Annotated in this window: 24 protein-coding genes and 1 pseudogene; 9 read left to right on the forward strand and 16 right to left on the reverse strand. The window is 69.2% G+C overall.

Annotated features, from left to right (window positions below; all coding sequences use genetic code 11):
• From VNS22_RS28255 to VNS22_RS07565, 7 genes and pseudogenes are all read right to left on the reverse strand, one after another.
• Positions 1 to 129, reverse strand: a pseudogene (locus tag VNS22_RS28255) (pyrroloquinoline quinone biosynthesis protein PqqE); the annotation flags it as partial.
• A complete protein-coding gene (gene pqqD / locus VNS22_RS07540; protein WP_200841233.1) occupies positions 126 to 416 on the reverse strand; it encodes a pyrroloquinoline quinone biosynthesis peptide chaperone PqqD in 291 nt (96 codons plus the stop codon). The pseudogene VNS22_RS28255 and the gene pqqD, both read right to left, overlap by 4 nt.
• Positions 413 to 1,168, reverse strand: coding sequence for a pyrroloquinoline-quinone synthase PqqC (gene pqqC, locus VNS22_RS07545; protein ID WP_349261741.1), 756 nt, complete (start codon positions 1,166 to 1,168; stop codon positions 413 to 415). Before pqqC ends, pqqD begins: the two co-directional genes overlap by 4 nt.
• Before the next feature lie 14 nt (positions 1,169 to 1,182).
• Positions 1,183 to 2,076 (reverse strand): pyrroloquinoline quinone biosynthesis protein PqqB, encoded by an 894-nt coding sequence (gene pqqB, locus VNS22_RS07550; protein ID WP_325731171.1) that lies wholly within the window; start codon positions 2,074 to 2,076, stop codon positions 1,183 to 1,185.
• Between the two features lie 48 nt (positions 2,077 to 2,124).
• Positions 2,125 to 2,226 carry a pyrroloquinoline quinone precursor peptide PqqA gene (gene pqqA, locus VNS22_RS07555; protein ID WP_325731173.1) on the reverse strand — a complete coding sequence of 34 codons (102 nt, stop codon included), beginning with the start codon at positions 2,224 to 2,226 and terminating at the stop codon, positions 2,125 to 2,127.
• A gap of 176 nt (positions 2,227 to 2,402) precedes the next feature.
• Positions 2,403 to 3,263: an FAS1-like dehydratase domain-containing protein gene (locus VNS22_RS07560; protein WP_325731175.1), complete on the reverse strand. Its 861-nt coding sequence runs from the start codon at positions 3,261 to 3,263 to the stop codon at positions 2,403 to 2,405.
• An 11-nt stretch (positions 3,264 to 3,274) separates the two neighbouring features.
• Entirely contained in the window at positions 3,275 to 4,471 is a 1,197-nt protein-coding gene (locus tag VNS22_RS07565) for an acyl-CoA dehydrogenase family protein (protein ID WP_349261740.1), read from the reverse strand.
• 119 nt (positions 4,472 to 4,590) lie between these two features.
• On the opposite strand from VNS22_RS07565, the gene VNS22_RS07570 reads away from it, so the two are divergent.
• The gene (locus VNS22_RS07570) at positions 4,591 to 5,727 is read left to right on the forward strand and encodes a CaiB/BaiF CoA-transferase family protein (protein ID WP_325731179.1); all 1,137 of its coding nucleotides are present in this window, start codon (positions 4,591 to 4,593) and stop codon (positions 5,725 to 5,727) included.
• Positions 5,728 to 5,750: 23 nt separating this feature from the next.
• Here VNS22_RS07570 and fabG read toward each other — a convergent pair whose 3' ends face one another.
• Both fabG and VNS22_RS07580 read right to left on the reverse strand, forming a co-directional pair.
• Complete coding sequence (gene fabG / locus VNS22_RS07575; RefSeq protein WP_325731181.1) at positions 5,751 to 6,524, reverse strand: 3-oxoacyl-ACP reductase FabG; 774 nt, start codon at positions 6,522 to 6,524, stop codon at positions 5,751 to 5,753.
• 80 nt (positions 6,525 to 6,604) lie between these two features.
• The gene (locus VNS22_RS07580) at positions 6,605 to 7,510 is read right to left on the reverse strand and encodes a 23S rRNA (adenine(2030)-N(6))-methyltransferase RlmJ (protein ID WP_325731183.1); all 906 of its coding nucleotides are present in this window, start codon (positions 7,508 to 7,510) and stop codon (positions 6,605 to 6,607) included.
• Between the two features lie 145 nt (positions 7,511 to 7,655).
• Here VNS22_RS07580 and hisC point away from each other — a divergent pair, with 145 nt between their 5' ends.
• From hisC to VNS22_RS07595, 3 genes are all read left to right on the forward strand, one after another.
• A complete protein-coding gene (gene hisC / locus VNS22_RS07585) occupies positions 7,656 to 8,762 on the forward strand; it encodes a histidinol-phosphate transaminase (protein WP_325731185.1) in 1,107 nt (368 codons plus the stop codon).
• Positions 8,759 to 9,673 carry a prephenate/arogenate dehydrogenase family protein gene (locus VNS22_RS07590; RefSeq protein WP_325731187.1) on the forward strand — a complete coding sequence of 305 codons (915 nt, stop codon included), beginning with the start codon at positions 8,759 to 8,761 and terminating at the stop codon, positions 9,671 to 9,673. Before hisC ends, VNS22_RS07590 begins: the two co-directional genes overlap by 4 nt.
• Before the next feature lie 110 nt (positions 9,674 to 9,783).
• Positions 9,784 to 10,374 (forward strand): gamma-glutamylcyclotransferase, encoded by a 591-nt coding sequence (locus tag VNS22_RS07595; protein WP_325731189.1) that lies wholly within the window; start codon positions 9,784 to 9,786, stop codon positions 10,372 to 10,374.
• 28 nt (positions 10,375 to 10,402) lie between these two features.
• On the opposite strand, the gene VNS22_RS07600 is transcribed toward VNS22_RS07595, so the two are convergent.
• Complete coding sequence (locus VNS22_RS07600; protein ID WP_325731191.1) at positions 10,403 to 10,633, reverse strand: hypothetical protein; 231 nt, start codon at positions 10,631 to 10,633, stop codon at positions 10,403 to 10,405.
• Positions 10,634 to 10,690: 57 nt separating this feature from the next.
• Positions 10,691 to 10,975: a hypothetical protein gene (locus tag VNS22_RS07605; RefSeq protein WP_325731193.1), complete on the reverse strand. Its 285-nt coding sequence runs from the start codon at positions 10,973 to 10,975 to the stop codon at positions 10,691 to 10,693.
• Between the two features lie 171 nt (positions 10,976 to 11,146).
• Between VNS22_RS07605 and VNS22_RS07610 the strand changes: the two genes are divergently transcribed.
• Complete coding sequence (locus tag VNS22_RS07610) at positions 11,147 to 11,635, forward strand: Lrp/AsnC family transcriptional regulator (protein ID WP_325731195.1); 489 nt, start codon at positions 11,147 to 11,149, stop codon at positions 11,633 to 11,635.
• 424 nt (positions 11,636 to 12,059) lie between these two features.
• Here VNS22_RS07610 and VNS22_RS07615 read toward each other — a convergent pair whose 3' ends face one another.
• The 4 genes from VNS22_RS07615 to VNS22_RS07630 are packed head-to-tail and all read right to left on the reverse strand — an operon-like array spanning position 12,060 to position 15,248.
• Positions 12,060 to 12,827 (reverse strand): lysophospholipid acyltransferase family protein, encoded by a 768-nt coding sequence (locus VNS22_RS07615; RefSeq protein WP_325731197.1) that lies wholly within the window; start codon positions 12,825 to 12,827, stop codon positions 12,060 to 12,062.
• Complete coding sequence (locus VNS22_RS07620; protein ID WP_325731199.1) at positions 12,824 to 13,615, reverse strand: hypothetical protein; 792 nt, start codon at positions 13,613 to 13,615, stop codon at positions 12,824 to 12,826. The genes VNS22_RS07615 and VNS22_RS07620 overlap by 4 nt, the downstream gene beginning before the upstream one ends.
• A 7-nt stretch (positions 13,616 to 13,622) precedes the next feature.
• A complete protein-coding gene (locus tag VNS22_RS07625) occupies positions 13,623 to 14,870 on the reverse strand; it encodes a D-amino acid dehydrogenase (protein WP_325731201.1) in 1,248 nt (415 codons plus the stop codon).
• Positions 14,871 to 14,894: 24 nt separating this feature from the next.
• On the reverse strand, positions 14,895 to 15,248 hold the full coding sequence (locus VNS22_RS07630; protein WP_325731203.1) for a RidA family protein: 354 nt from the start codon (positions 15,246 to 15,248) through the stop codon (positions 14,895 to 14,897).
• A gap of 89 nt (positions 15,249 to 15,337) precedes the next feature.
• On the opposite strand from VNS22_RS07630, the gene VNS22_RS07635 reads away from it, so the two are divergent.
• From VNS22_RS07635 to VNS22_RS07650, 4 genes are all read left to right on the forward strand, one after another.
• On the forward strand, positions 15,338 to 16,354 hold the full coding sequence (locus tag VNS22_RS07635) for a ligase-associated DNA damage response exonuclease (protein ID WP_325731205.1): 1,017 nt from the start codon (positions 15,338 to 15,340) through the stop codon (positions 16,352 to 16,354).
• 92 nt (positions 16,355 to 16,446) lie between these two features.
• Complete coding sequence (locus tag VNS22_RS07640) at positions 16,447 to 16,833, forward strand: VOC family protein (protein ID WP_325731207.1); 387 nt, start codon at positions 16,447 to 16,449, stop codon at positions 16,831 to 16,833.
• Positions 16,834 to 16,920: 87 nt separating this feature from the next.
• On the forward strand, positions 16,921 to 18,501 hold the full coding sequence (locus VNS22_RS07645; protein WP_325731209.1) for a cisplatin damage response ATP-dependent DNA ligase: 1,581 nt from the start codon (positions 16,921 to 16,923) through the stop codon (positions 18,499 to 18,501).
• Positions 18,502 to 18,539: 38 nt separating this feature from the next.
• Positions 18,540 to 18,902: a hypothetical protein gene (locus VNS22_RS07650; RefSeq protein ID WP_325731211.1), complete on the forward strand. Its 363-nt coding sequence runs from the start codon at positions 18,540 to 18,542 to the stop codon at positions 18,900 to 18,902.
• Here the strand turns inward: VNS22_RS07650 and VNS22_RS07655 are convergent.
• Complete coding sequence (locus tag VNS22_RS07655) at positions 18,899 to 19,138, reverse strand: sulfurtransferase TusA family protein (RefSeq protein WP_325731213.1); 240 nt, start codon at positions 19,136 to 19,138, stop codon at positions 18,899 to 18,901. The two genes, VNS22_RS07650 and VNS22_RS07655, sit on opposite strands and share 4 nt — an antisense overlap.
• Positions 19,139 to 19,399 lie beyond the last annotated feature (261 nt).

The raw sequence follows: 19,399 nt of genomic DNA on the forward strand, positions 1-19,399 counted from the left end.
GGTCGGCAGTTCCTGCGCGCGGCGGTCCAGCTCGACCGGGTTGGAGCAGTAGGGACAGCGCAGCGGGCAGCGATGGGTCAGCTCGGCCAGCAGGCCCACCGGCGGCGCCAACGGCGCGGGCGCGCTCACAGGTCGAGCAGCCGCTGGTCGCGCAGCCGGCCGAGCAGGCCTAGCACGTCAGGTGCCAGCCGATCCGGCTCCGTGCCGAACTGCGTAGCCAGCCCGTCCAGGATCTCGGCCAGCGTCTGGTTCCCGTCGCAGCGGCGCAGCACCTCCAGCGAGCTGGTGTTCAGCCCGAACAGGGTCTCCGGCGCCAGCAGCACCCAGGCATCGCGCTGCCGGTCGTGATGGAGCCGCACCCCGCGCGGCAGGCGCGGCCGCGCATCCATGGCGATGGCCGGCACGTCCTGGCTCATGATGCTTCCTGCTCCGGCTGCCAGGCCCCGGGCGGCAGCCGGCCCTCGACATAGGCCAGCCACAGCGCATCGAGCTGGCTCCACAGGACGTCGGTCTTGAACAGCAGCGCGCCCAGTGCCTGCGCCTGCCGCTCATGGGTGTCGGCATGGGCCAGCACGTAGTCCAGGGCGAACGCGCTGTCCCGCTCCGCCTGGGGTGGCCTGGCGGTGAAGTAGCTCAGGGCCGTCTGGTCGACGAAGTCATAGTGCGCCAGCATGCCCGAGACCCGCTCGCCGATGATCTTGGGCGAGAACAGCTCGGTGAGCGAGGAGGCCACTGCCTCCAGGAGCGAGCGCTCCCGGCAGAACCGGACATAGGCATCCACCGCGAAGCGGGTGCCGGGCAGCACCGCGCGGCACGAGGCCACCAGCTCCCGGTCCAGGCCCAGCGCATCGGTCAGGCGCAGCCAGCGCGCGATGCCGCCCTCGCCTTCGGCAGCACCGTCATGGTCGACCAGACGCTGCCGCCAAGCCCGCCGCAGCGCCGGATCCGTCATCCGCCCCAGCACGGCGGCATCCTTGAGCGGAATCGACGCCTGATAGTAGTAGCGGTTCAGCGCCCAGGCCCGGACCTCGGCGGGCCGGCACTCGCCGCCATGCAGGCGCCGGTGGAACGGATGGCGGTCGTGATAGCGATCCGCTCCGATCTGTCGGAGCCGCTGCGCCAGATCGTCGGGGCCCAGCACCTGGCCGGGCTGCAGATAGGCCGACACCAGCGGATGTTCGCTCACAGAACCAGCTCCATGCCGTCGAAGGCCAGCTCCCAGCCCGCGGCCAGGACGGCCGCATGCTCAGGCGAGCCGGCGATAAGGGTCGGGTTCGAGTTGTTCAGGTGCAAGAACACGCGCCGCCCGACCGATACGTCCGCCAGGCCAGCGAGGCTGCCGGAGGGACCGGCCATCGGCACATGGCCCATCCGTGCGGCCGTCTTGTGGGACAGGCCCAGCCGGACCATTTCGTCGTCCTCGTAGGTCGTGCCGTCGAACAGGAGCAGGTCGGCACCCTTGAGTCGCGCGCACAGATCCGGCGTGATCCGGGCGCAGTTGGGCACGACCACGCAGCGCCGGCCGCCGGCACGGATCTCCAGGCCCAGGATCTCCGCTGCCAGTTCCCCATCCGGTGCGGCCTCCTCCTGGTAGAGGGGCAGCTTGCCTGGAACGGGAAAGGGCAGGAGCTCCAGCCCGGCCAGGCTCAGCACCGCTTCGGGCAACAGGTCCCGGCGCCGGACTACGGCCGGGTCCAGCGCGGTGAACATCGGGTTGGCCGCCAGTGCGGCATGGGTCGCCGCGGTAGCGTGGAGCGCGAAGGGCTGGCGCTCGCGCAACATGAGCAGGCCCAGCACATGATCGATCTCGGCATTGGTCAGGATGACCGCCTCGATCGGGCTGTGCCGCCGGCCTTCACGCGGCCACAGGGCCGGGTTCGCCAGGATCTGCTGGCGGAGATCGGGCGAGGCATTGATCAGCAGCCAACGCTCGCCGTCGGTACTCACGGCGAGCCCGGACTGAGTACGCGGGGTGACCCGCGGGTCACCGGCCCAGGCGAGGCTGCAGACCGGGCACCGGCAGTTCCACTGCGGCAGACCGCCACCAGCTGCCGAACCCAGTACCAGGAGCCGCACCCTACCTCGCCCGCCTTGCTCCTATGCCGTTTCGACCTCGACCGACCTTCAGTCGATCATCTCTTCCGGAAGGTCGATCTCGGCAGATTCGTAGCTGGTGACTTCCATGCCGACACGCAGCTCGATCAGGACAGGGGTTTCCCAGGTCATCTGCACATCCTTCTGGCTGTTCCCGGCCAGCCGTCCCGACAGACACCCGCCGGCAATGGCGGATCGTCCGGGCGGACCAGGGGTTCCCTATAACAGATAGTGCCGTATTCCGGCAGGGCCAGCAAAATCTCACCCCTGCACCGCCGTGCGTTCTTTCGCGCAGCCGGCAAGATCCCTCAGGCGAAGGTCGCTTCGGCGGCCATGGCCTGCCGGCTCGTCGCGTCGGCGGCCCACAGCTCCAGCCGCTGGGTGCCGCTGCGGCGCCCGTTCACGCTGAACGGGGCGCCGTCGAACAGCGGGTGGACGCCGCGGAAGCGGAAAGAGCGGAGCGGCTGCCTGCCGCTTAAATCCTGGGCGAGGTCCAGGAGCAGCGTCGCCTGGAGCGGGCCGTGGACCACCAGGCCCGGGTAGTGCTCCTCTTCCTGGCAATAGCGCCGGTCGTAATGGATCCGGTGGCCGTTGAAGGTCAGGGCGGAGTAGCGGAACAGGAGGACCGGGCTCGCCTGGATGGTGCGGCTCGCCTCGGCTTCGGGCAGCGCTGGCGGCGGGGCGGGCGAGGCCGGTGCCGCGGGCGGGGCGGCCTCGCGATAGACGATGTCGTGGCGCTCGCGGATGGCGGCACCGCGTCCAGTCGACAGCTCGTGGCGCACCGCGACGAAGCACAGGGCACCGCTGCGGCCCTGCTTCAGCTCGACCGATTCGATCCGGGAGCGGCGCAGCACCCGGTCGCCGACCAGAAGCCGGTCCAGAAACTCGAGCTCGCCGCCGGCCCACATCCGCCTGGGCAGCGGCACGGGCGGCAGGAAGCCGCCGCGGGCGGGATGGCCGTCCTGGCCCAGTGCCGACATCGGTGCGGTGGGCGGTGCCAGGCACCAGTGGATGCCGGGCGGTGCCGGATCGCCCGGGCGCGGCTCGCCCGGGTCCTGGTCCAGCACGGCGCGCAGGCCCCTGGTCATCTGCGGGGTGATCCAGTCCTCCGCTTCCTCGGTGCGGCCGACCCAGGTCTGCAGCTCTGCTAGATCGATGCTGGCGGCCATGGTCCGGGCCTTCAGTAGGAGCGTGGCATGCCGAGCACGTGCTCGGCCAGGTAGCTCAGGATCAGGTTGGTGGAGATCGGGGCCACCTGGTAGAGCCGGGTTTCCCGGAACTTGCGCTCGATGTCGTATTCCTCGGCGAACGCGAAGCCGCCATGGGTCTGCACGCAGGCTTCCGCCGCAGCCCAGGAGGCCTCGGCGGCCAGCATCTTCGCCATGTTGGCTTCGGGCCCGCAGCTCTCGCCGCGCTCGAACCGCGCAGCGGCGTCGCGGACCATCAGTTCGGCCGCCCGCATCTGGGCATAGGCGCGGGCGATCGGGAACTGGACGCCCTGGTTTTGGCCGATCGGGCGACCGAACACGCTGCGCTCGCTGGCATAGGAAGCCGCCTTCTCGATGAACCACTTGGCATCGCCGATGCATTCCGCGCCGATCAGGATGCGCTCGGCATTCATGCCGGAAAGGATGTAGCGAAAACCCTTGCCTTCCTCGCCCACCAGGCCGTCCGCCGGGATCTCGACATCGTCGAAGAACACTTCGGTGGTGGAGTGGTTCATCATGGTGCGGATCGGCCGGATGGTCAGACCGCGGCCTAGCGCCTCGCGCATGTCGAGGATGAAGACCGACAGGCCGTCCGTGCGTTTGGCCACCTCGTCCTTGGGCGTGGTGCGGGCCAGGAGGAGCATCAGGTCCGAGTGCTCCGCGCGCGACGTCCAGATCTTCTGGCCACTGACCAGATAGCGCTCGCCGTCGCGCCGGGCGAAGGTCTGGATCGAGCCGGTATCGGTGCCGCTGGTGGGCTCGGTGACGCCGAACGCCTGCAGGCGCAGCCGGCCCGACGCGATACCCGGCAGGTAGCGGCGCTTCTGTTCAGGGCTGCCGTGGCGCAGCACCGCACCCATCACGTACATCTGGGCGTGGCAGGCGGCGCCGTTGCAGCCGGCGCGCTGCACCTCCTCCAGGATCGCCGCGGCAGCGGAGAGCGGCAGGCCCGACCCGCCATATTCCTCGGGGATCAGTGCGGCGAGGTAGCCGGCCTCGGTCAGCGCCTGGACGAACTCGGAAGGGTAGGCGTTCTCCCGGTCGAGCCGGCGCCAGTACTCGCCCGGAAACCCGGCACAGAGCTTCCTGACCTCCTGGCGGATCTCGGCATAGTCTTCCTCGCTCACCTCACCCTGCCACCTCTGGCCCCAACGTTCGGGGGCGAGCATGGCGAAGGCTGAATGGGCGCGACAGATGGAAAATCGCTGGCCGACGGTACCGCGGGCGGTGGCATCCCGCGGTGCGGCGGCTAACAATCCGCGGCGACAACTGGCTGTTGCGGGAAGCGATGAAGCCGCTCGAAGGAATCCTGGTCGTCTCGCTCGAACAGGCGGTGGCGGCCCCTTATGCCTCCTGCCGGCTCGCGGATGCCGGTGCCAGGGTCATCAAGATCGAGCGGCCGGAAGGCGATTTTGCGCGCGGCTACGACCATCTGGTCAAGGGCGAGAGCGCCTATTTCGTCTGGCTGAACCGCGGCAAGCAGTCGGTCTGCCTGGACCTGAAGCAGGCCCGCGACCGGGCGGCGCTCTCCGCCATGCTGGCGCGGGCCGACGTGTTCATTCAGAACCTGGCGCCTGGTGCCGTCGAGCGGCTGGGCTTCGGGCTGGAGGAGCTGCGCGCCCGCCATCCGCGGCTGATCACCTGCTCGATCACCGGCTATGGCGAGGAGGGGCCGTATCGCGACCTCAAGGCCTATGACCTGCTGGTGCAGGCGGAAACCGGGCTGGCGGCGATCACCGGCAACGAGCATGGCCCGGCCAGGACCGGGGTCTCGATCGCCGACATCGCCGCCGGGACGGCAGCGCTCCAGGGCATCATGACCGCCCTGTTCGCCCGCGAACGCAGCGGGAGGGGCCAGCATGTCGCGACCTCGCTGTTCCACGCTTTGTCCGACTGGATGAACGTGCCCCATCTCCAGCACGTCCATGGCGGCCGCGTGCCCGCCCGCAGCGGCCTGAACCACCCGACCATCGCGCCCTACGGGGCCTATGCCTGCCGGGATGGCGGCCAGGTGCTGTTCGCGATCCAGAACGAGCGGGAATGGCCACTGTTCTGCCAGGAGGTCCTCCGCCAGCCGGAGCTGGCGGAGGACCCGCGCTTTCGCACCAACGACCAGCGGGTCGCCAACCGCCCGGCCCTGGACACGGCCATCCACGCGGTGTTCGCCGGCATCGACCGGGACGAGGCGGTCCGCCGCCTCCAGGCGGCGAACATCGCCTATGGCCGGGTCAGCACGCTGGATGACCTGGCCGTCCACCCGCAGAACCGGCACATCACCGTGGCGACCCCGTCCGGACCAGTGCCCGTGCTGGCACCCGGCGCCCTGCTGGACGGAAGCCCGCCGGAGCCGGGCGCGGTGCCGGGCCTGGGCGAGCATACCCGGCAGGTGATCGAGGAGTTCACTGGTGAGGACTGGTGCAGCTGACCTCTGTCATCACCAGCAAAGCGTCAGCCCATCGCCTCCAGCGCGCCCAGGGATTCCGGCAGGACCTGGCCGCCATCGACCACGATGGTCTGGCCGGTGATGTAGCCGGCTTCGTCGGAGGCGAAGAACAGGGCGGCGTTGGCGATGTCGGCGACGCTGCCCAGGCGCTTCATCGGGATCGAGGCCGCCATGGTCGCCAGATAGTCGTCGCCCAGTCCGTCCAGCCCTTCGGTCACGATGTTGCCGGGCATCACCGCGTTCACCGTGATGTTCCAGGGTGCCAGCTCGATCGCGGCGGTGCGCATGAATCCCAGCTGGCCGGCCTTGCTGGCGCCGTAATGGGTCCAGCCGGGATAGCCGGTGATCGGGCCGGTGATCGATGAGGTGAGCACGATCCGGCCCTGGTTCTGACGCTTCATCTGCGGCAGGCAGGCGCTGACCGACAGGAAGCTGCCCTTCAGGTTGACGCCGATCACCTGGTCGAAATCGGCGGCAGTCATCTCGCCGAGCTTGGCGGCGGGAAAGATGCCGGCATTGGCGCACAGCACGTCGATGCTGCCATAGCGCGCGACCGCTTCGGCGGCCATCGCCTCGCAGGCAGCCGGATCGGCGACGTCGGCGACAAACGCCGAGGCATGGTTGCCGATTTCCTTTGCGACCTTCTCCGCCTCGTCCAGGTGGCGCGAGACCACCAGCACGTTCAGCCCGGCCTCGCCGAAGCGCAGCGCCAGCCCCCGCCCGATCCCCTTGCTGCCGCCCGTGACGATCACGGTGCGGCCTGCCAGTGATTTCAGCATCGCATCCTCCCTCCATGCCCGGTCGATCAGAACGGCATCGCGGCCAGGAGGGAAGAGCCGAGCGCTTTTTCAGCGCCGCTTCAGGGCTTCACCCACTCCGCCCGGACCTGGCCCGAGGCATTCAATTCCTGTGCCAGCCAGGGCAGGGCCTCGGCCATGGCATCCGGCAGGCTGTCCGGCGGGTTGATCACCAGCAGGCCGGAGCCGGTCATGCCGCGGCGTGCCTCGTCGGGCTCGATGCAGAGTTCGATCCGGTACTGCCGACCGATTTCGCTGTTCCGCAGGCCACCCAGCATCCGCTCGGTGAAGCCGCGGTCGATCACCGGGTACCAGAGCAGGTAGGTGCCGGTGCTCAGGCGCCGCCAGGCTTTCAGCAGCGTGTCCTGGACCTGGCCGTAGTCGGTCTTGATCTCGTAGGACGGGTCGATCAGCACGAGCGCATGGCGCTCAGGGGGTGGGAACACGGTCGGCAGGCCGGCCAGGCCGTCGGCCTTGACCACGGCGATGCGCGGATCGGTGCAGAGCAGGGCGGACAACGAGGCGAAATCGGTCGAGTGCAGCTCGAAGCAGAGCAGCCGGTCATGGGCGCGCAGGAGCCGCCGGGAGATCTCAGGCGAGCCGGCATAGGCGCGCGGCCCGTCCAGATGGACTATCTCCAGCCAGTCGCGCAGCAGGGCCGGCGCCTCGGCCGCCTTGGGCAGGAGCGGCAGGATCCCCTGGCGCCATTCACCCACCTTCTCGCCCATCTCGCTCTTGAGATCGTAGAGCCCGGCACCGGCATGGGTGTCGACCACCAGAAGCGGCCGGGGATCGGCGGCGATCACTGCCTTGTGGATGAACTGGAGGGTCGCGTGCTTGAGGACGTCGGCATGGTTGCCGGCGTGGAAGCCGTGACGATAGCTGAGCATGATGGTGGCTTTTGACGATCCGGGGAACAGGAAGGACGGCCTGCGGACGCCGTCGGCCGTGAGCAGGCCAGCGCGCATCCTAGCGGATGATTCCCCCGCGGTCTTGCATCGCGTCCTTCGGGAAATGTTGCAGAATGGGTGCCCTGCTGCCTATCCACGGGACCGCGTCGTCCGGCTGGTCCGGCCGGCGGTCCGCGACGCATCGGAAAAGACGAGACGATCCATGATCCAGGAGCCGCGCCCACGGCCGGGCATTCTCGAGATCAAGCCTTACGTGGGCGGCAAGGCCGAGGTGGCGGAGGGCGGCAAGGCCGCCAAGCTGTCGGCCAACGAGACGCCGCTCGGGCCCAGTCCCAAGGCGGTCGCGGCCTATCGGGCGATCGCGGCCGATCTGCATCGCTACCCGGAAGGCGGCTCCACCGTCCTGCGCCAGGCGATCGGCCGGCGGATGAACGTCGACCCGGACCGGATCGTGGTCGGTGCCGGCTCGGACGAGCTGATCGCCCTCTTGATCCGCGCCTATGCGGGCCCTGGCGACGAGGTGCTCTACAGCCGCCACGGCTTCCTGATGTACAAGCTATCCGCGCTGGCTTGCGGGGCCACGCCGGTGGAAGCGCCCGAGCGCCATCTGTGTGCCGACGTGGACGCGCTGCTTGAGGCCGTCACCAGCCGGACGCGGATGGTGTTCCTCGCCAACCCGAACAACCCCACCGGCAGCTACCTGCCGGCCGACGAGATCCTGCGCCTGCACCGGGGCCTGCCGGCGGACGTCGTGCTGGTGCTGGATTCCGCCTATGCCGAGTATGTCGGCGCGGCCGACTATGACAGCGGCCTCGCTCTGTCGCTGAGCGCCCATAACGTCGTGATGACGCGGACCTTCAGCAAGATCCATGGCCTGGCAGCACTCCGGGTCGGCTGGATGACCGCGTCCGCCGGCATTGTCGACGTGATCAACCGGGTGCGCGGGCCGTTCAACGTGGGCGTGCCGGCCCAGGTCGCCGCCGCCGCGGCCATCGATGATGTCGAGCACCAGGCCAAGGCCAAGGCGCACAACGACCGCTGGCTGCCCTGGCTGACCCAGGAACTCACCGCACTCGGGATCCAGGTGCACCCGAGCGTCGGCAATTTCCTCCTGATCGAGTTCCCCGACGTGCCGGGCCACGATGCGGTGGCCGCTGCGGAATATCTGGAGAAGAACGGCATCATCCCCCGAGCCATGGCGTCCTACCAGTTGCCGCTCTGCCTGCGCCTGACCGTCGGCACCGAGGAGGAGAACCGCCAGGTCGTGGCGGTGCTGGCGCGCTTCATGGACGGGCTGCCCGGGTCATGAGCGAGCCCCACTTCAAGCGGGTGGCGATGATCGGCATCGGGCTGATCAACGGGTCGCTGGCGCTCGCCATGCGCGAGCGGGGCATGGCGGACGAGATCGTGGCCTGTGCCCGCCAGGAGCGGACCCGTGCCAGGGCGCTGGAGCTAGGCTTGTGTGACCGGGCGGTCGCCGATCCGGCCGAAGCGGTCGCCGGCGCGGATCTCGTGGTGCTGGGCACGCCGCCCGCAGCGCTGGCCGAGGTCGCCGGCGCCATGGTGCCGGGCCTGGCGCCCGACGCGATCGTCACCGATGTCGGCTCGATCAAGACCCTGGTGGTCAACGAGGTGCGCGCCCGCCTGCCCGACCCGCGCCGGTTCGTGGGTGGCCACCCGGTGGCCGGCACCGAGCATTCCGGCCCGGACGCCGCCTTCGCCACCCTGTTCCAGAACCGCCGCTGCATCCTCACGCCGGTCGAGGACACCGACGCGGACGCGGTGGCGCGGCTGGTGGCGCTCTGGCAAGCGGTCGGCGCCAAGGTCGACACCATGTCCCCGGAGCATCACGACCGGGTGCTGGCGATCACCTCGCACCTGCCGCATTTGTGCGCCTACACCATCGTGGGCACGGTCGCGGACCTGGAGGAGCATCTCCAGTCGGAAGTGTTCAAATACGCTGCCGGCGGCTTTACCGACTTCACCCGCATCGCCGCGTCCGACCCGACCATGTGGCGGGATATCTTCCTGAACAACAAGGAAGCGGTCCTGGAGATGATCGGCCGGTTCATGGAGGACCTGGTGGCGCTGCAGCGGGCGATCCGCTGGGGCCAGGGCGACATCCTGTTCGACCTGTTCACCCGCACCCGCGAGATCCGGCGCAGCGTGATCCAGGCCGGCCAGGCCTATGAGCGTAAGCCACAGCTTAAGGACGAGTGAAGTATCGCCAGATGGCGAGCCCGGCGCCACCTCGCTATAGGTGATGCGGTCGTGCGGACGGTGCTTGCCTGTCCCTCGCACGCTGGCGGAGCTTGGCATAGCACTTGTCGATGACTGAACCGGATCTCGTCTGGACGTTTGGCTACGGCTCCCTGATGTGGCGGCCGGGCTTCGCGCCGGACGCATTCGAGACCGCGCTGCTGGTGGGCTACCAGCGCCGCCTGTGCATCCGCTCCGAGCATTATCGCGGCACGGTCGAGCAACCGGGCGTGGTGATGGGGCTCACCGCCGGCGGCTCCTGCATCGGCCGGGCGATCGGCTTCCGCCGCGAGCGGGAGGCCGAGATCATGGCCTATCTGGACGCCCGTGAGCTGGTCACCAACGTCTACGAGCGCCGCCTGGTCCCGCTGGAGCTGCTGGAATCGCGGCGCACCGTCCAGGCCTGGGCCTATGTCGCCAGGCTCGACCACGACCAGTATTGCGGCGGTGCCGACGAGGCGGTGATCCTGGAAATGGTCCGCAAGGGTTGCGGCAGTTCCGGCACCTGCCAGGAATATCTGGTCAATACGCTGGACCATCTGAGCGAGATGGGCATCCAGGAGCCGGACCTGGAGGCATTGGCGCGGCGGCTGGACGGTGATCCGGGCGTGGATGAACCTCCGGCCGCGGCAAGCGGGTCCCATATCCTGGGCCCGAGCTGATCCCGTCGAGCCTCCGGGATAACTCCGACTAAGAGCTCTGCCATGCGGTGCTGACGGATGGCGTGTCGATCATGCCGGAATGTAGCAGATGCACGAGCCGGGCTCCGCCCATGGCCATGCGCTGGGGCATGCGCAACGGGAGCTGGAGCGTCTGGCGATCCAGGCGTGCCTGATCGCCCCGATCCCGCGGCACCTTTTCAAGGCTGCGGGAACAGCGCCAGGCGTACGGGTGCCCGACGTCGGCAGCGGTTTCGGCCACGTCGCCTTCCTGCTCGCCGAGATGGCAGGACCTGCCGGCAGCACTATGCGAGGCGGATCAGGCCGCCAGCGGCAGTGGCGTGCGGTCCCTCCGGCTGACTTCGACCTGGCGCAGGCATGAATGGCGCGCCAAGCGCGCCCGCAGGACCTCGGGCGTGACTGGCGCGGAGGCGACCAGGACCATGCGTAGCTCGGCTTCGTTGCCGGCTTCCTCCAGGAGGGTCGCCACCAGCTCCAGGCCAAAGCGCTGCGCGTCGTTCAGGACGCGGATCATGCCGTCATACGCGTCGATGAGGATCGCGCGGACCTCGAAGGTCGTGCGGTCGGCGGCGCTGCTGGGCATGGCTTTGGCTCCTTCCTGCCGGCCATGGGCCCGAGGGATCGGCCGGCGAAAACGTTTCTAGCTGCGTCTGCACAGTGATGTTTGCCGAACTCGGGGCTATCTCCACCGCATGGCAGAAAGATGATCGGTACAATGGCCAGAACGCAGAAGAATTTGCCGCAGGATCCGCCGATGGCCGGCCAGGGCGCGCTCCGACTGGATGCGATCGACCGGCGCATCCTGTCGGCGCTGCGCGCCGATGGCCGGCTCACCATGAATGAGCTGGGCGAGAAGGTGGGGCTGTCGGCCTCGCCCTGCTGGACCAGGGTGAAGCGGCTGGAGGCGGCCGGCCTGATCGCCGGCTATGTCGCCCTACTCGACCATGCGGCGCTGGGCCTGCCGGACACGGTGTTCGTGGAGATCACGCTGAACCGGCACGACGACCATGCGCTGGAGGTGTTCGGCGCCAGCCTGGCGCGCATACCGGAGGTGATCGAGGCCCATCTCGTCACCGGCGAGTACGACTACCTAGTCAAGGTCGCGGTGGCCGGGACCCGGGACTACGAGCGCTTCCTGCGCGAGCGACTCTACCGGATCGAGGGCATCCGCCATACCCGCTCGACCTTCGCGCTCCGGGCGATGAAGCAGTCGATCGGCGTTGATCCGCTGGAGATTCCCTGAATGACATGCGCGACGAGTAGAACGTGAAACGGCGGGAGTAGCCCATAAGGGCGCTCCCGCCGTCCTTCATGGTGCCGGAACGCGTCCGGCCATGTTCAATGGAATGATCCAGGTAGGTCGCTTTCACAGCCGACCCATCAGGCGCGGCCAACAGACCGCGCAATATTCAACCGGCAATGTCTGATAATTGGTCGACGAAGGGCGCCACATCATCGACCAGGAGCGACCTTTACGCCATACGGCGGGGAGAGTCGCTCAGTGGTAACCCGGTGGAGTAATGTCGTTCATAACCCCTCATGCCCGGTTAGCCCAAGCGCGGCTGCCCGACGACTTTTATTCGCTCGTCTCACACGATGGAGGGTGAAGTACGAGCGGTCGAACAACTCTCACGCACCCAGGATATTGAGTGCGCCGACTGCGCCGGTCAAGGCTCCGGAGAGAGAATTTTGTGCGCCTTCGTCGGGGCCGCAGCACTGCCGCCGGCCTCGGCCACCAGCCGGGCGGTCGCGGTCTCGATCCGCTCCTCCAGGGTCCGCATGAAGGCCGCGCGCGGCAGGCCGGGCGGGATCGGCTCCAGGAACTCCAGCACGATCGTGCCCGGCCGCTTGGCGAACGAGCGCCGGCCCCAGAACATGCCGGAGTTCAGGGCGACCGGCACGCAGGGCCGGCCGAGCTGCTTGTAGAGCGCTGCCACGCCCGGCTTGTAGTCCGGCGGCGCGCCCACGGGTCGTCTGGTACCCTCCGGGAAGATCATCACGTGCAGCCCGCCCGCCATCGCCTGCTGGGCGCCGTCCACCAGCGACTTCAGCGCCTTGGCGGCGGCGCCCCGGTCGATGCGGATACAGCCGGACTTGAGCAGGTAATGGCCGAACACCGGGATCTTGGTGAGCTCGTATTTCAGCCCGACCGACAGCTCGTGGACGATGGTGTGGAAGGTCAGCGTCTCCCAGGCCGACTGGTGCTTGGCCGCGATCACCACCGGCTCGTCCGGCAGGTGGTGCAGGCCGCGCACCTCGTGGCGGATGCCCACCACCCAGCGCAGCAGAAAGCCGATGCCGCGCTCCCAGCCCCGCGCATAGGCGCGTGTGCCGGCGGCATCCAGGAACGGCCCGACCGGCAGCAGCACGATCAGGGCGAGCAGCGTCCAGGTCCAGAGCAGGACGTTGAAGATGGCGGATCGGATCAGGATCATGCGGCGGGCAGCGGGCAGGTGAACAGCCGGCCGAATGCCGGCTGTGGGTCGGCGATCCCGGCCAGGCGCAGCGCGTGCCAGGCCATCGCGTGGTTCGACGAGGTGACCGGCTTGCCGAGTTCGGCCTCGATCGCCGCGGCCTCGGCCGCCAGCCGGATCGAGGTGCAGGACACGAACACCGCATCGACCCCCGGCTCGCGCCCGAGTGCGCAGGCGGCCTGGCGGATCGACTGGGCGGTCATCTGGCCGACCTTGCCATCGTCGGGCTCGTTGAACGAGCCGAACACCGGCACTTCCAGGCCGCGCGCCTCCAGGTAGCGGATGATCCCGAGATTGACGTCCGCGCGATAGGGCGTGAGCAGGGCGATCCGCCGCGCCCCCAGGGCCATCATCGCGATCCTGGCAGCCGTGATCGGCGTGGTCGCCTTTGCCTCCGGCTTGGCCTCGTTCATGAGCCCCATGACCCGCTCCTCGCCCAGCACCATGGAGGCCGAGGTGCAGCCGAACGCCACTGCGTCGAACCGGTGGCTGGGCAGCAGGAGCTCCGTGGTGGGCCGGATCATCGGCTCCATCGCGCGGAGGCTGTCCGGCGTGATGATCGGGTCGACCGCGATGCGGGCGTGAAACAGGCCGATGCCCGGCAGGTCGGCCAGGATGCCGCGCCACTCATATTCGATGGTCTGGTCGCAGCTCAGCACCACCAGACCGATCCTGGCGCGCGGGGTGATGCCCCGGTCGAGCTCGAAGGGCAGGTGCTCGCGAACGATCCGCCCGGAGGCTGAAGTCATGGCCGGCTCATCCGCGGTAGAGCATGCTGGTCACGTCGTGGCCGGGCGTGCGGCCGGCGATCAGGTCGGCGGTGATCCGGCCCGAGCCGCAGGCCCAGGTCCAGCCCATATGGCCATGGCCGGCATTGACATAGAGATTGTCGTAGCGCGCCCGGCCGAAGATCGGCAGGGCGGACGGCGTCATCGGCCGCAGTCCCGCCCAGTATTCCGGCTGCGCATAGTCTCCGGCATCGGGGAACAGCTCCCTGGCCGCCTTGAGCAGCCCGGCGAAGTCGGATGGCCGGTGCGACCAGTCATAGCCGGCGAACTCGGCGATCGCGGTGAGCCGGACATGCTCGCCATAATTGGCGAACGCGAACAGATTGTGCTCGTCCACACCGGAAAGGCGCGGCGGGTTGTTCCGGCCGGCGATCGGGATGGTGAGCGAGTAGCCCTTGACCGGATAGATCGGCAGCCTCAGGCCGATGGTGCGCCCGAGCGGCGCGGCATAGCAGCCCAGCGCCAGCACATAGGCATCGGCCTGCACCTCGCCCTTGGCCGTGACCACCCGGTCGATCCGGCCCCGGGCGACGCTGATCCGCTCGATCGTCTCGTCCATCCGGAACGCAACGCCGCGCTCGATGAGCCAGGACGCGATGCCGCGGGTGAACCGCCGCGCATCACCGGACTCGTCGCCCGACACGTAGAGCGCGCCGGCGAACCGGTCCTGGACGGGCAGGTAGACCTGGTCGATCTGGGCGGCCTCGAACGGCGTGACCCGCCGCACCTCCACGCCCAGGCGACGCATCAGTTCGGCATTGCGGTCGGCCCGGGCCAGCGCCTCTTCCGTGCGATGCAGGTAGAGGGCTCCGCCCTTGGCGGCACCGTAATCGACCCCGGTCTCCGCCACGACCCGGTGCAGCTCGCCCTGGCTGTAGAGGCACAGGCCCACCTTGCGGACCGTATTGTAGTCCGCCCTGGCTTCCGTGCAGTTGCGCACGAAGCGCGCTGCCCAGGCCCAGAAATGCGGGTCGGCCTGGAGGCGAAAGCGCAATGCGGTGTCGTCGTGGCGGATCGAGCGGATCAGGGTCCGCAGCGCCGCCGGCGACGCCCAGCTATAGGCATGGCCAGGGGCGATCATCCCGGCGTTGCCGTACGAGGTTTCGGATGCCGGCTCGCTGCGCCGGTCGATCACGATCGGCTCGTGACCGTCCCGGAACAGCTCATAGGCCGTCATCACGCCGGCAAGGCCGGCACCCAGCACCGCAACGCGCATGACCGCCCCTTTGCGGCCGCCGGCTCAGTCGAGCGCAGCGGTGACCATGATCTCGACCGTGTAGTCGGGCGAGGCCAGCTTGCTCTCGACCGTGGCGCGGGCCGGGGCGGCGCCCGGGGCGACCCAGGCATCCCAGGCGGCGTTCATCTCGTTGAAGGTCGAGATGTCGGACAGCCAGATATTGGTGGTGATCAGCTTGCTCTTGTCGGTGCCGGCCTCGGCCAGGAGGGCATCGATCCGGGACAGGATGTCCTTGGTCTGCTCGGAGACCGACTTGCCGGGAGCACCCGCGGCGACCTGGCCGGCCAGATAGACCACGTTGCCGTGGATCACGGCCTGGCTCATGCGCGGCCCGGGCTGGATGCGGCGGATCGTCATTCGTTCTCTCCTGCTGACGTTGGCTTTGCGCGGCATACATGAGCCGGTGGGGGCAGGGGAAGCGCCACCCTCGCCAGGAGGGCTCGAGCATGCATCCGGAACGCTGGGTCCAGGTCCGGCCGGAAGGCCTCTACGTGGTGCCGGGCGGTTTCTACGTGGACCCGGTCCGGCCGGTGGACCGTGCGGTGATCACCCATGGCCACAGCGACCATTGCCGTGGTGGCCATGGTGCCATGCTGGCGACCGAGGCGACGCTCGCCATCGCCGCCGCACGCCTGGGCGAGGGCATGGCGCCTTCCCGCCAGGCCGCCGCCTATGGCGAGACGATCCGGGTGGGCCAGGTCGACGTCACCCTGCATCCGGCCGGCCATGTGCTGGGCAGCGCCCAGGTGCTGATGGAGCACGCGGGCGGGCGGATCGTGGTCTCAGGGGACTACAAGCGCCGGGCGGATCCGACCTGCACCGGCTTCGAGCCGGTGCGATGCGACGTGTTCGTCACCGAGGCAACCTTCGGCCTGCCGGTGTTCCGTCACCCGCCGATCGGGGAGGAACTGCGCCGGTTGCTCCATTCGATCGAGCTGTTCCCGGAGCGCTGCCACGTGGTCGGCGCCTACACGCTCGGCAAGGCGCAGCGCCTGATCGTGGAGCTGCGCCGGGCCGGCTGGGACCGTCCCATCTATGTCCACGGCGCGCTGGCCGCGATGAACGAGCTCTACCGAGGCTTCGGCGTGGAGCTGGGCGAACTGCGTCCGGCCACGGCCGGGGTGAAGGGCGAGCCGCGCCGCGAGCTGGAAGGTGCGATCGTGATCGCCCCGCCCTCGGCCATCGCCGACCGCTGGGCGCGGCGCCTGCCGGACCCGGTGATCTGCCAGGCATCCGGCTGGATGCGGGTCAAGCAGCGCGCCAAGCAGGGCGGCATCGAGCTGCCGCTGGTGATCTCCGACCATGCCGACTGGGACGAGCTGTTGCAGACGCTGGACGAGGTCGGTGCGCCCCGGGTCTGGATCACCCACGGGCGGGAGGAGGCACTGCAGTATGCCGCCCGCAAGCGCGGCTATGGTGCCGATGCTCTCCGGCTGGTGGGCTATGACGAGGAGGGCAACTGAGCGGCACCAAGGGCCACGCCTCGACGGACCGCCGCGCCCATGGCAGGCTCGCCGGCAACAAGGAACGCAGGCCGGCGCAACGGAGCCTTTGGATGATCTCCTATCTCACGCTCGGAACCAACGACCTGGAGCGCGCCGGCCGCTTCTATGACGCAGCGCTGGCACCGCTCGGCCGGGTGCGGCTGCCGGCCTATCCCAACGAGATCTGGTACGGTCCGCCCGGCGGCCCCACGGAGCTGGTGATCCTCCACCCGTTCGACGGCCGCCCCGCCACCTGGGGCAATGGCATCACGGTCGGCCTGTCGGTGCCCGACGAGGCGACGGTGCAGGCGATCTACACAGCGGCCCTGGCGGCCGGGGGCCTGGACGAGGGCGTGCCCGGGCCACGACCCCAGTACAGCGCCGATTTCTACGCGGCCTATGTCCGTGACCCTGACGGCAACAAGCTGGCCTTCGTCCGCGCGACTCAGCCGGGCTGAGCAGCACCCGCCGGAAACGAACCGGAACCTGCGCCGGGCCTGCCCGGTTGGCCCGGACGGCAGCTTGCAGGAGCGTGCGCAGCCAAGGTGAAGCCGTTCTCCGAACTTCTCGACCGCCTCCTCTATGCGCCGGCCCGCACCAGCAAGCTGGCGCTGCTGGAGGACTATTTCCGCAGCGTGCCCGATCCCGACCGCGGCTTCGGCCTGGCCGCGATCGCTGGCACGCTCAGCCTGCGGGTGGCGAAGTCCGGGGTGATCCGCGAGCTGGTGGCCGAGCGCACCGATCCGGAGCTGTTCCACTGGTCCTACGACTTCGTGGGTGATCTGGCCGAGACCGCCGCCCTGATGTGGCCGGAGCAGCAGGCCGATCGCGACTGGCCGCATCTGAGCGAGGTGGTGGTCGCGATGGACGAACTGCCGCGCGGCCAGCTCACCCGCCAGATCGCTGCCTGGCTCGACACGCTGGATGCCACCGGCCGCTGGGCGCTGCTCAAGCTCGCCACCGGCAGCCTGCGCGTGGGTGCCTCGGCCGGCCTGGCCCGGGCGGCTTTGGCCCGCTATGGCGGTGTCGAGCCGGCCCTGGTCGAGGAGGCCTGGCATGCCACGGCCCCGCCCTATCTGGACCTGTTCGCCTGGCTGGACGGCCGCATGCCGCGCCCGGAGATCGCCCATGTCCCGGTGTTCCGGCCGCTCATGCTGGCCCACCCGCTGGACGACGAGCAGGCAGGGAAGCTCGATCTCGCCGAATACAGCGCCGAATGGAAATGGGACGGGATTCGCGTCCAGGTCGTGGCGGTCGGCGGCCAGGCACGCCTCTACTCGCGCACCGGCGACGACGTGGGCCCGGCCTTTCCGGAGGTGGTCGAGCGCGTGCGCTTCGAGGGCGTGCTGGACGGCGAGCTGCTGGTGGCACGCGGCGGCGAGGTCGCCTCGTTCAACGACCTGCAGCAGCGCCTCAACCGCAAGGCCGTCACGCCTGCCATGCTGCAGGACTACCCGGCCCTGGTCCGGCTCTACGACATCCTGTTCGACGGCACGGAGGACCTGCGCGGCCTGCCGTTCATCGAGCGCCGCCAGCGCCTGGAGGCTTTCGTGGCGCGCGAGCAACCGGAAGGCATGGACCTCTCGCCGCTCATCCCGGATGCCGGCCTGGACGAGCTCGACCGGATGCGCCGCGCCGCGCGCGAGGGCGGCACAGTCGAGGGGCTGATGCTCAAGCGCAAGGACAGCCTCTACGTACCGGGCCGGCCCAAGGGCCTGTGGTGGAAGTGGAAGCGCGACGCGCATCTGGTCGACTGCGTGCTGATGTATGCCCAGCGCGGCCACGGCAAGCGCAGCTCCTATTATTCCGACTACACGTTCGGCGCCTGGCAGGAGGGGCCGGACGGGGAGGAACTGGTGCCGGTCGGCAAGGCCTATGCCGGCTATACCGACGAGGAGCTCAAGCTGCTGGACAGGTGGATCCGCGATCATACGATCGAGCGGTTCGGCCCGGTCCGGGCGGTGGAGCCGCGCCTCGTGTTCGAGGTGGCGTTCGACAGCATCCACCCCTCCAGCCGGCACAAGTCGGGCGTGGCGATGCGCTTTCCCCGGATCGCGCGGATCCGCTGGGACAAGCCCGCCGCCGAGGCCGACCGGCTGGCGACCCTGATCGACCTGATGGCCTGAACGATCGGGATGAGCCGCAAGGGAGCGCAGGCGGAACCATGACAGGAGGCTGGGACGAGCCACGGCCGGAGCGGACGGTCATCGATCCCGAACGCCTGGAGCGGATCCTGGTGCAGGCCGCCCGCGAGGGCCGGCCGGTCAGCTACCGTCAGGTGCTGGACATGTTCGGCCACCGCCTGGGCTCCGGCACGGTCGGCCATCTCTGCCGGGTGCTGGGCGTGGTCGACCGGGCGCGGGCAGAACGCGGGCTGCCGGAACTGGCCTGCCTGGTGGTCCGGGCCGGCGATGGCCAGCCGGGGGCCGGCTATTTCGCCGCGACCGATCCGCAGGACCCGGAAGCGCGCGCGGCCCTGGTCGCCCGGCGCCAGGAACAGGCCTTCGCCTGGGCGGGCAGTCTCTAGCGCTTCTTGCGCAGCACGATGACGAACAGGCTGTCCTGCCGCTCGCTGCGCTCCAGCTCATGGCCGCTGATCTCGACGAACTCGTCGAAATCGGCGGGCGCGGCGGGGTCAGTCGCGAGCACGCAGACGGTGGCACCCGGCTCCATGACCATGAGCGCCTGGCGCGCCTTCACCAGCGGCATGGGACAGGCCAGGCCGCGGGCATCCACCAGGACATCGTAGCGAGGTTCGGACAAGGCGGCAGCTCCATGATCGGCCGAGGAGAGGCACCTAGCGTGGACGGGCCCGGCTTGGAAGTTGGCCCGCCCGCCTCGGTCATCTGCCTGTCGCGGCCCGATCGAATCTTTGTCGAGATTCCCTGTTGACGGTTCAGCTGGCCAGGCCTAGAACCCGGCCCACGCAGCGAGGCTGGGTGCTCAGCGGTGACGGTGATCGTCGCTCTGGTGCTCGGGAGTTGCGGGTACCTGATCTGTCGAGGTTGGGTGGCGGTCCTGGTA

This window comes from Geminicoccus sp. (genome assembly GCF_035556675.1).
Taxonomy (GTDB): domain Bacteria; phylum Pseudomonadota; class Alphaproteobacteria; order Geminicoccales; family Geminicoccaceae; genus Geminicoccus.

Coding starts and splice junctions, on each gene's coding strand:
- pqqA (WP_325731173.1), bottom strand. CDS start 2,226: ATGACCTGGGAAACCCCTGTCCTGATCGAGCTGCGTGTCGGCATGGAA.
- VNS22_RS07610 (WP_325731195.1), top strand. CDS start 11,147: ATGGCCGGCCAGGGCGCGCTCCGACTGGATGCGATCGACCGGCGCATC.
- VNS22_RS07650 (WP_325731211.1), top strand. CDS start 18,540: ATGACAGGAGGCTGGGACGAGCCACGGCCGGAGCGGACGGTCATCGAT.
- VNS22_RS07595 (WP_325731189.1), top strand. CDS start 9,784: ATGACTGAACCGGATCTCGTCTGGACGTTTGGCTACGGCTCCCTGATG.
- VNS22_RS07590 (WP_325731187.1), top strand. CDS start 8,759: ATGAGCGAGCCCCACTTCAAGCGGGTGGCGATGATCGGCATCGGGCTG.
- VNS22_RS07580 (WP_325731183.1), bottom strand. CDS start 7,510: ATGCGCGCTGGCCTGCTCACGGCCGACGGCGTCCGCAGGCCGTCCTTC.
- VNS22_RS07565 (WP_349261740.1), bottom strand. CDS start 4,471: ATGCTCGCCCCCGAACGTTGGGGCCAGAGGTGGCAGGGTGAGGTGAGC.
- VNS22_RS07630 (WP_325731203.1), bottom strand. CDS start 15,248: ATGACGATCCGCCGCATCCAGCCCGGGCCGCGCATGAGCCAGGCCGTG.
- VNS22_RS07635 (WP_325731205.1), top strand. CDS start 15,338: ATGCATCCGGAACGCTGGGTCCAGGTCCGGCCGGAAGGCCTCTACGTG.
- fabG (WP_325731181.1), bottom strand. CDS start 6,524: ATGCTGAAATCACTGGCAGGCCGCACCGTGATCGTCACGGGCGGCAGC.
- VNS22_RS07625 (WP_325731201.1), bottom strand. CDS start 14,870: ATGCGCGTTGCGGTGCTGGGTGCCGGCCTTGCCGGCGTGATGACGGCC.
- VNS22_RS07620 (WP_325731199.1), bottom strand. CDS start 13,615: ATGACTTCAGCCTCCGGGCGGATCGTTCGCGAGCACCTGCCCTTCGAG.
- pqqD (WP_200841233.1), bottom strand. CDS start 416: ATGAGCCAGGACGTGCCGGCCATCGCCATGGATGCGCGGCCGCGCCTG.
- VNS22_RS07570 (WP_325731179.1), top strand. CDS start 4,591: ATGAAGCCGCTCGAAGGAATCCTGGTCGTCTCGCTCGAACAGGCGGTG.
- VNS22_RS07560 (WP_325731175.1), bottom strand. CDS start 3,263: ATGGCCGCCAGCATCGATCTAGCAGAGCTGCAGACCTGGGTCGGCCGC.
- hisC (WP_325731185.1), top strand. CDS start 7,656: ATGATCCAGGAGCCGCGCCCACGGCCGGGCATTCTCGAGATCAAGCCT.
- VNS22_RS07640 (WP_325731207.1), top strand. CDS start 16,447: ATGATCTCCTATCTCACGCTCGGAACCAACGACCTGGAGCGCGCCGGC.
- VNS22_RS07605 (WP_325731193.1), bottom strand. CDS start 10,975: ATGCCCAGCAGCGCCGCCGACCGCACGACCTTCGAGGTCCGCGCGATC.
- VNS22_RS07615 (WP_325731197.1), bottom strand. CDS start 12,827: ATGATCCTGATCCGATCCGCCATCTTCAACGTCCTGCTCTGGACCTGG.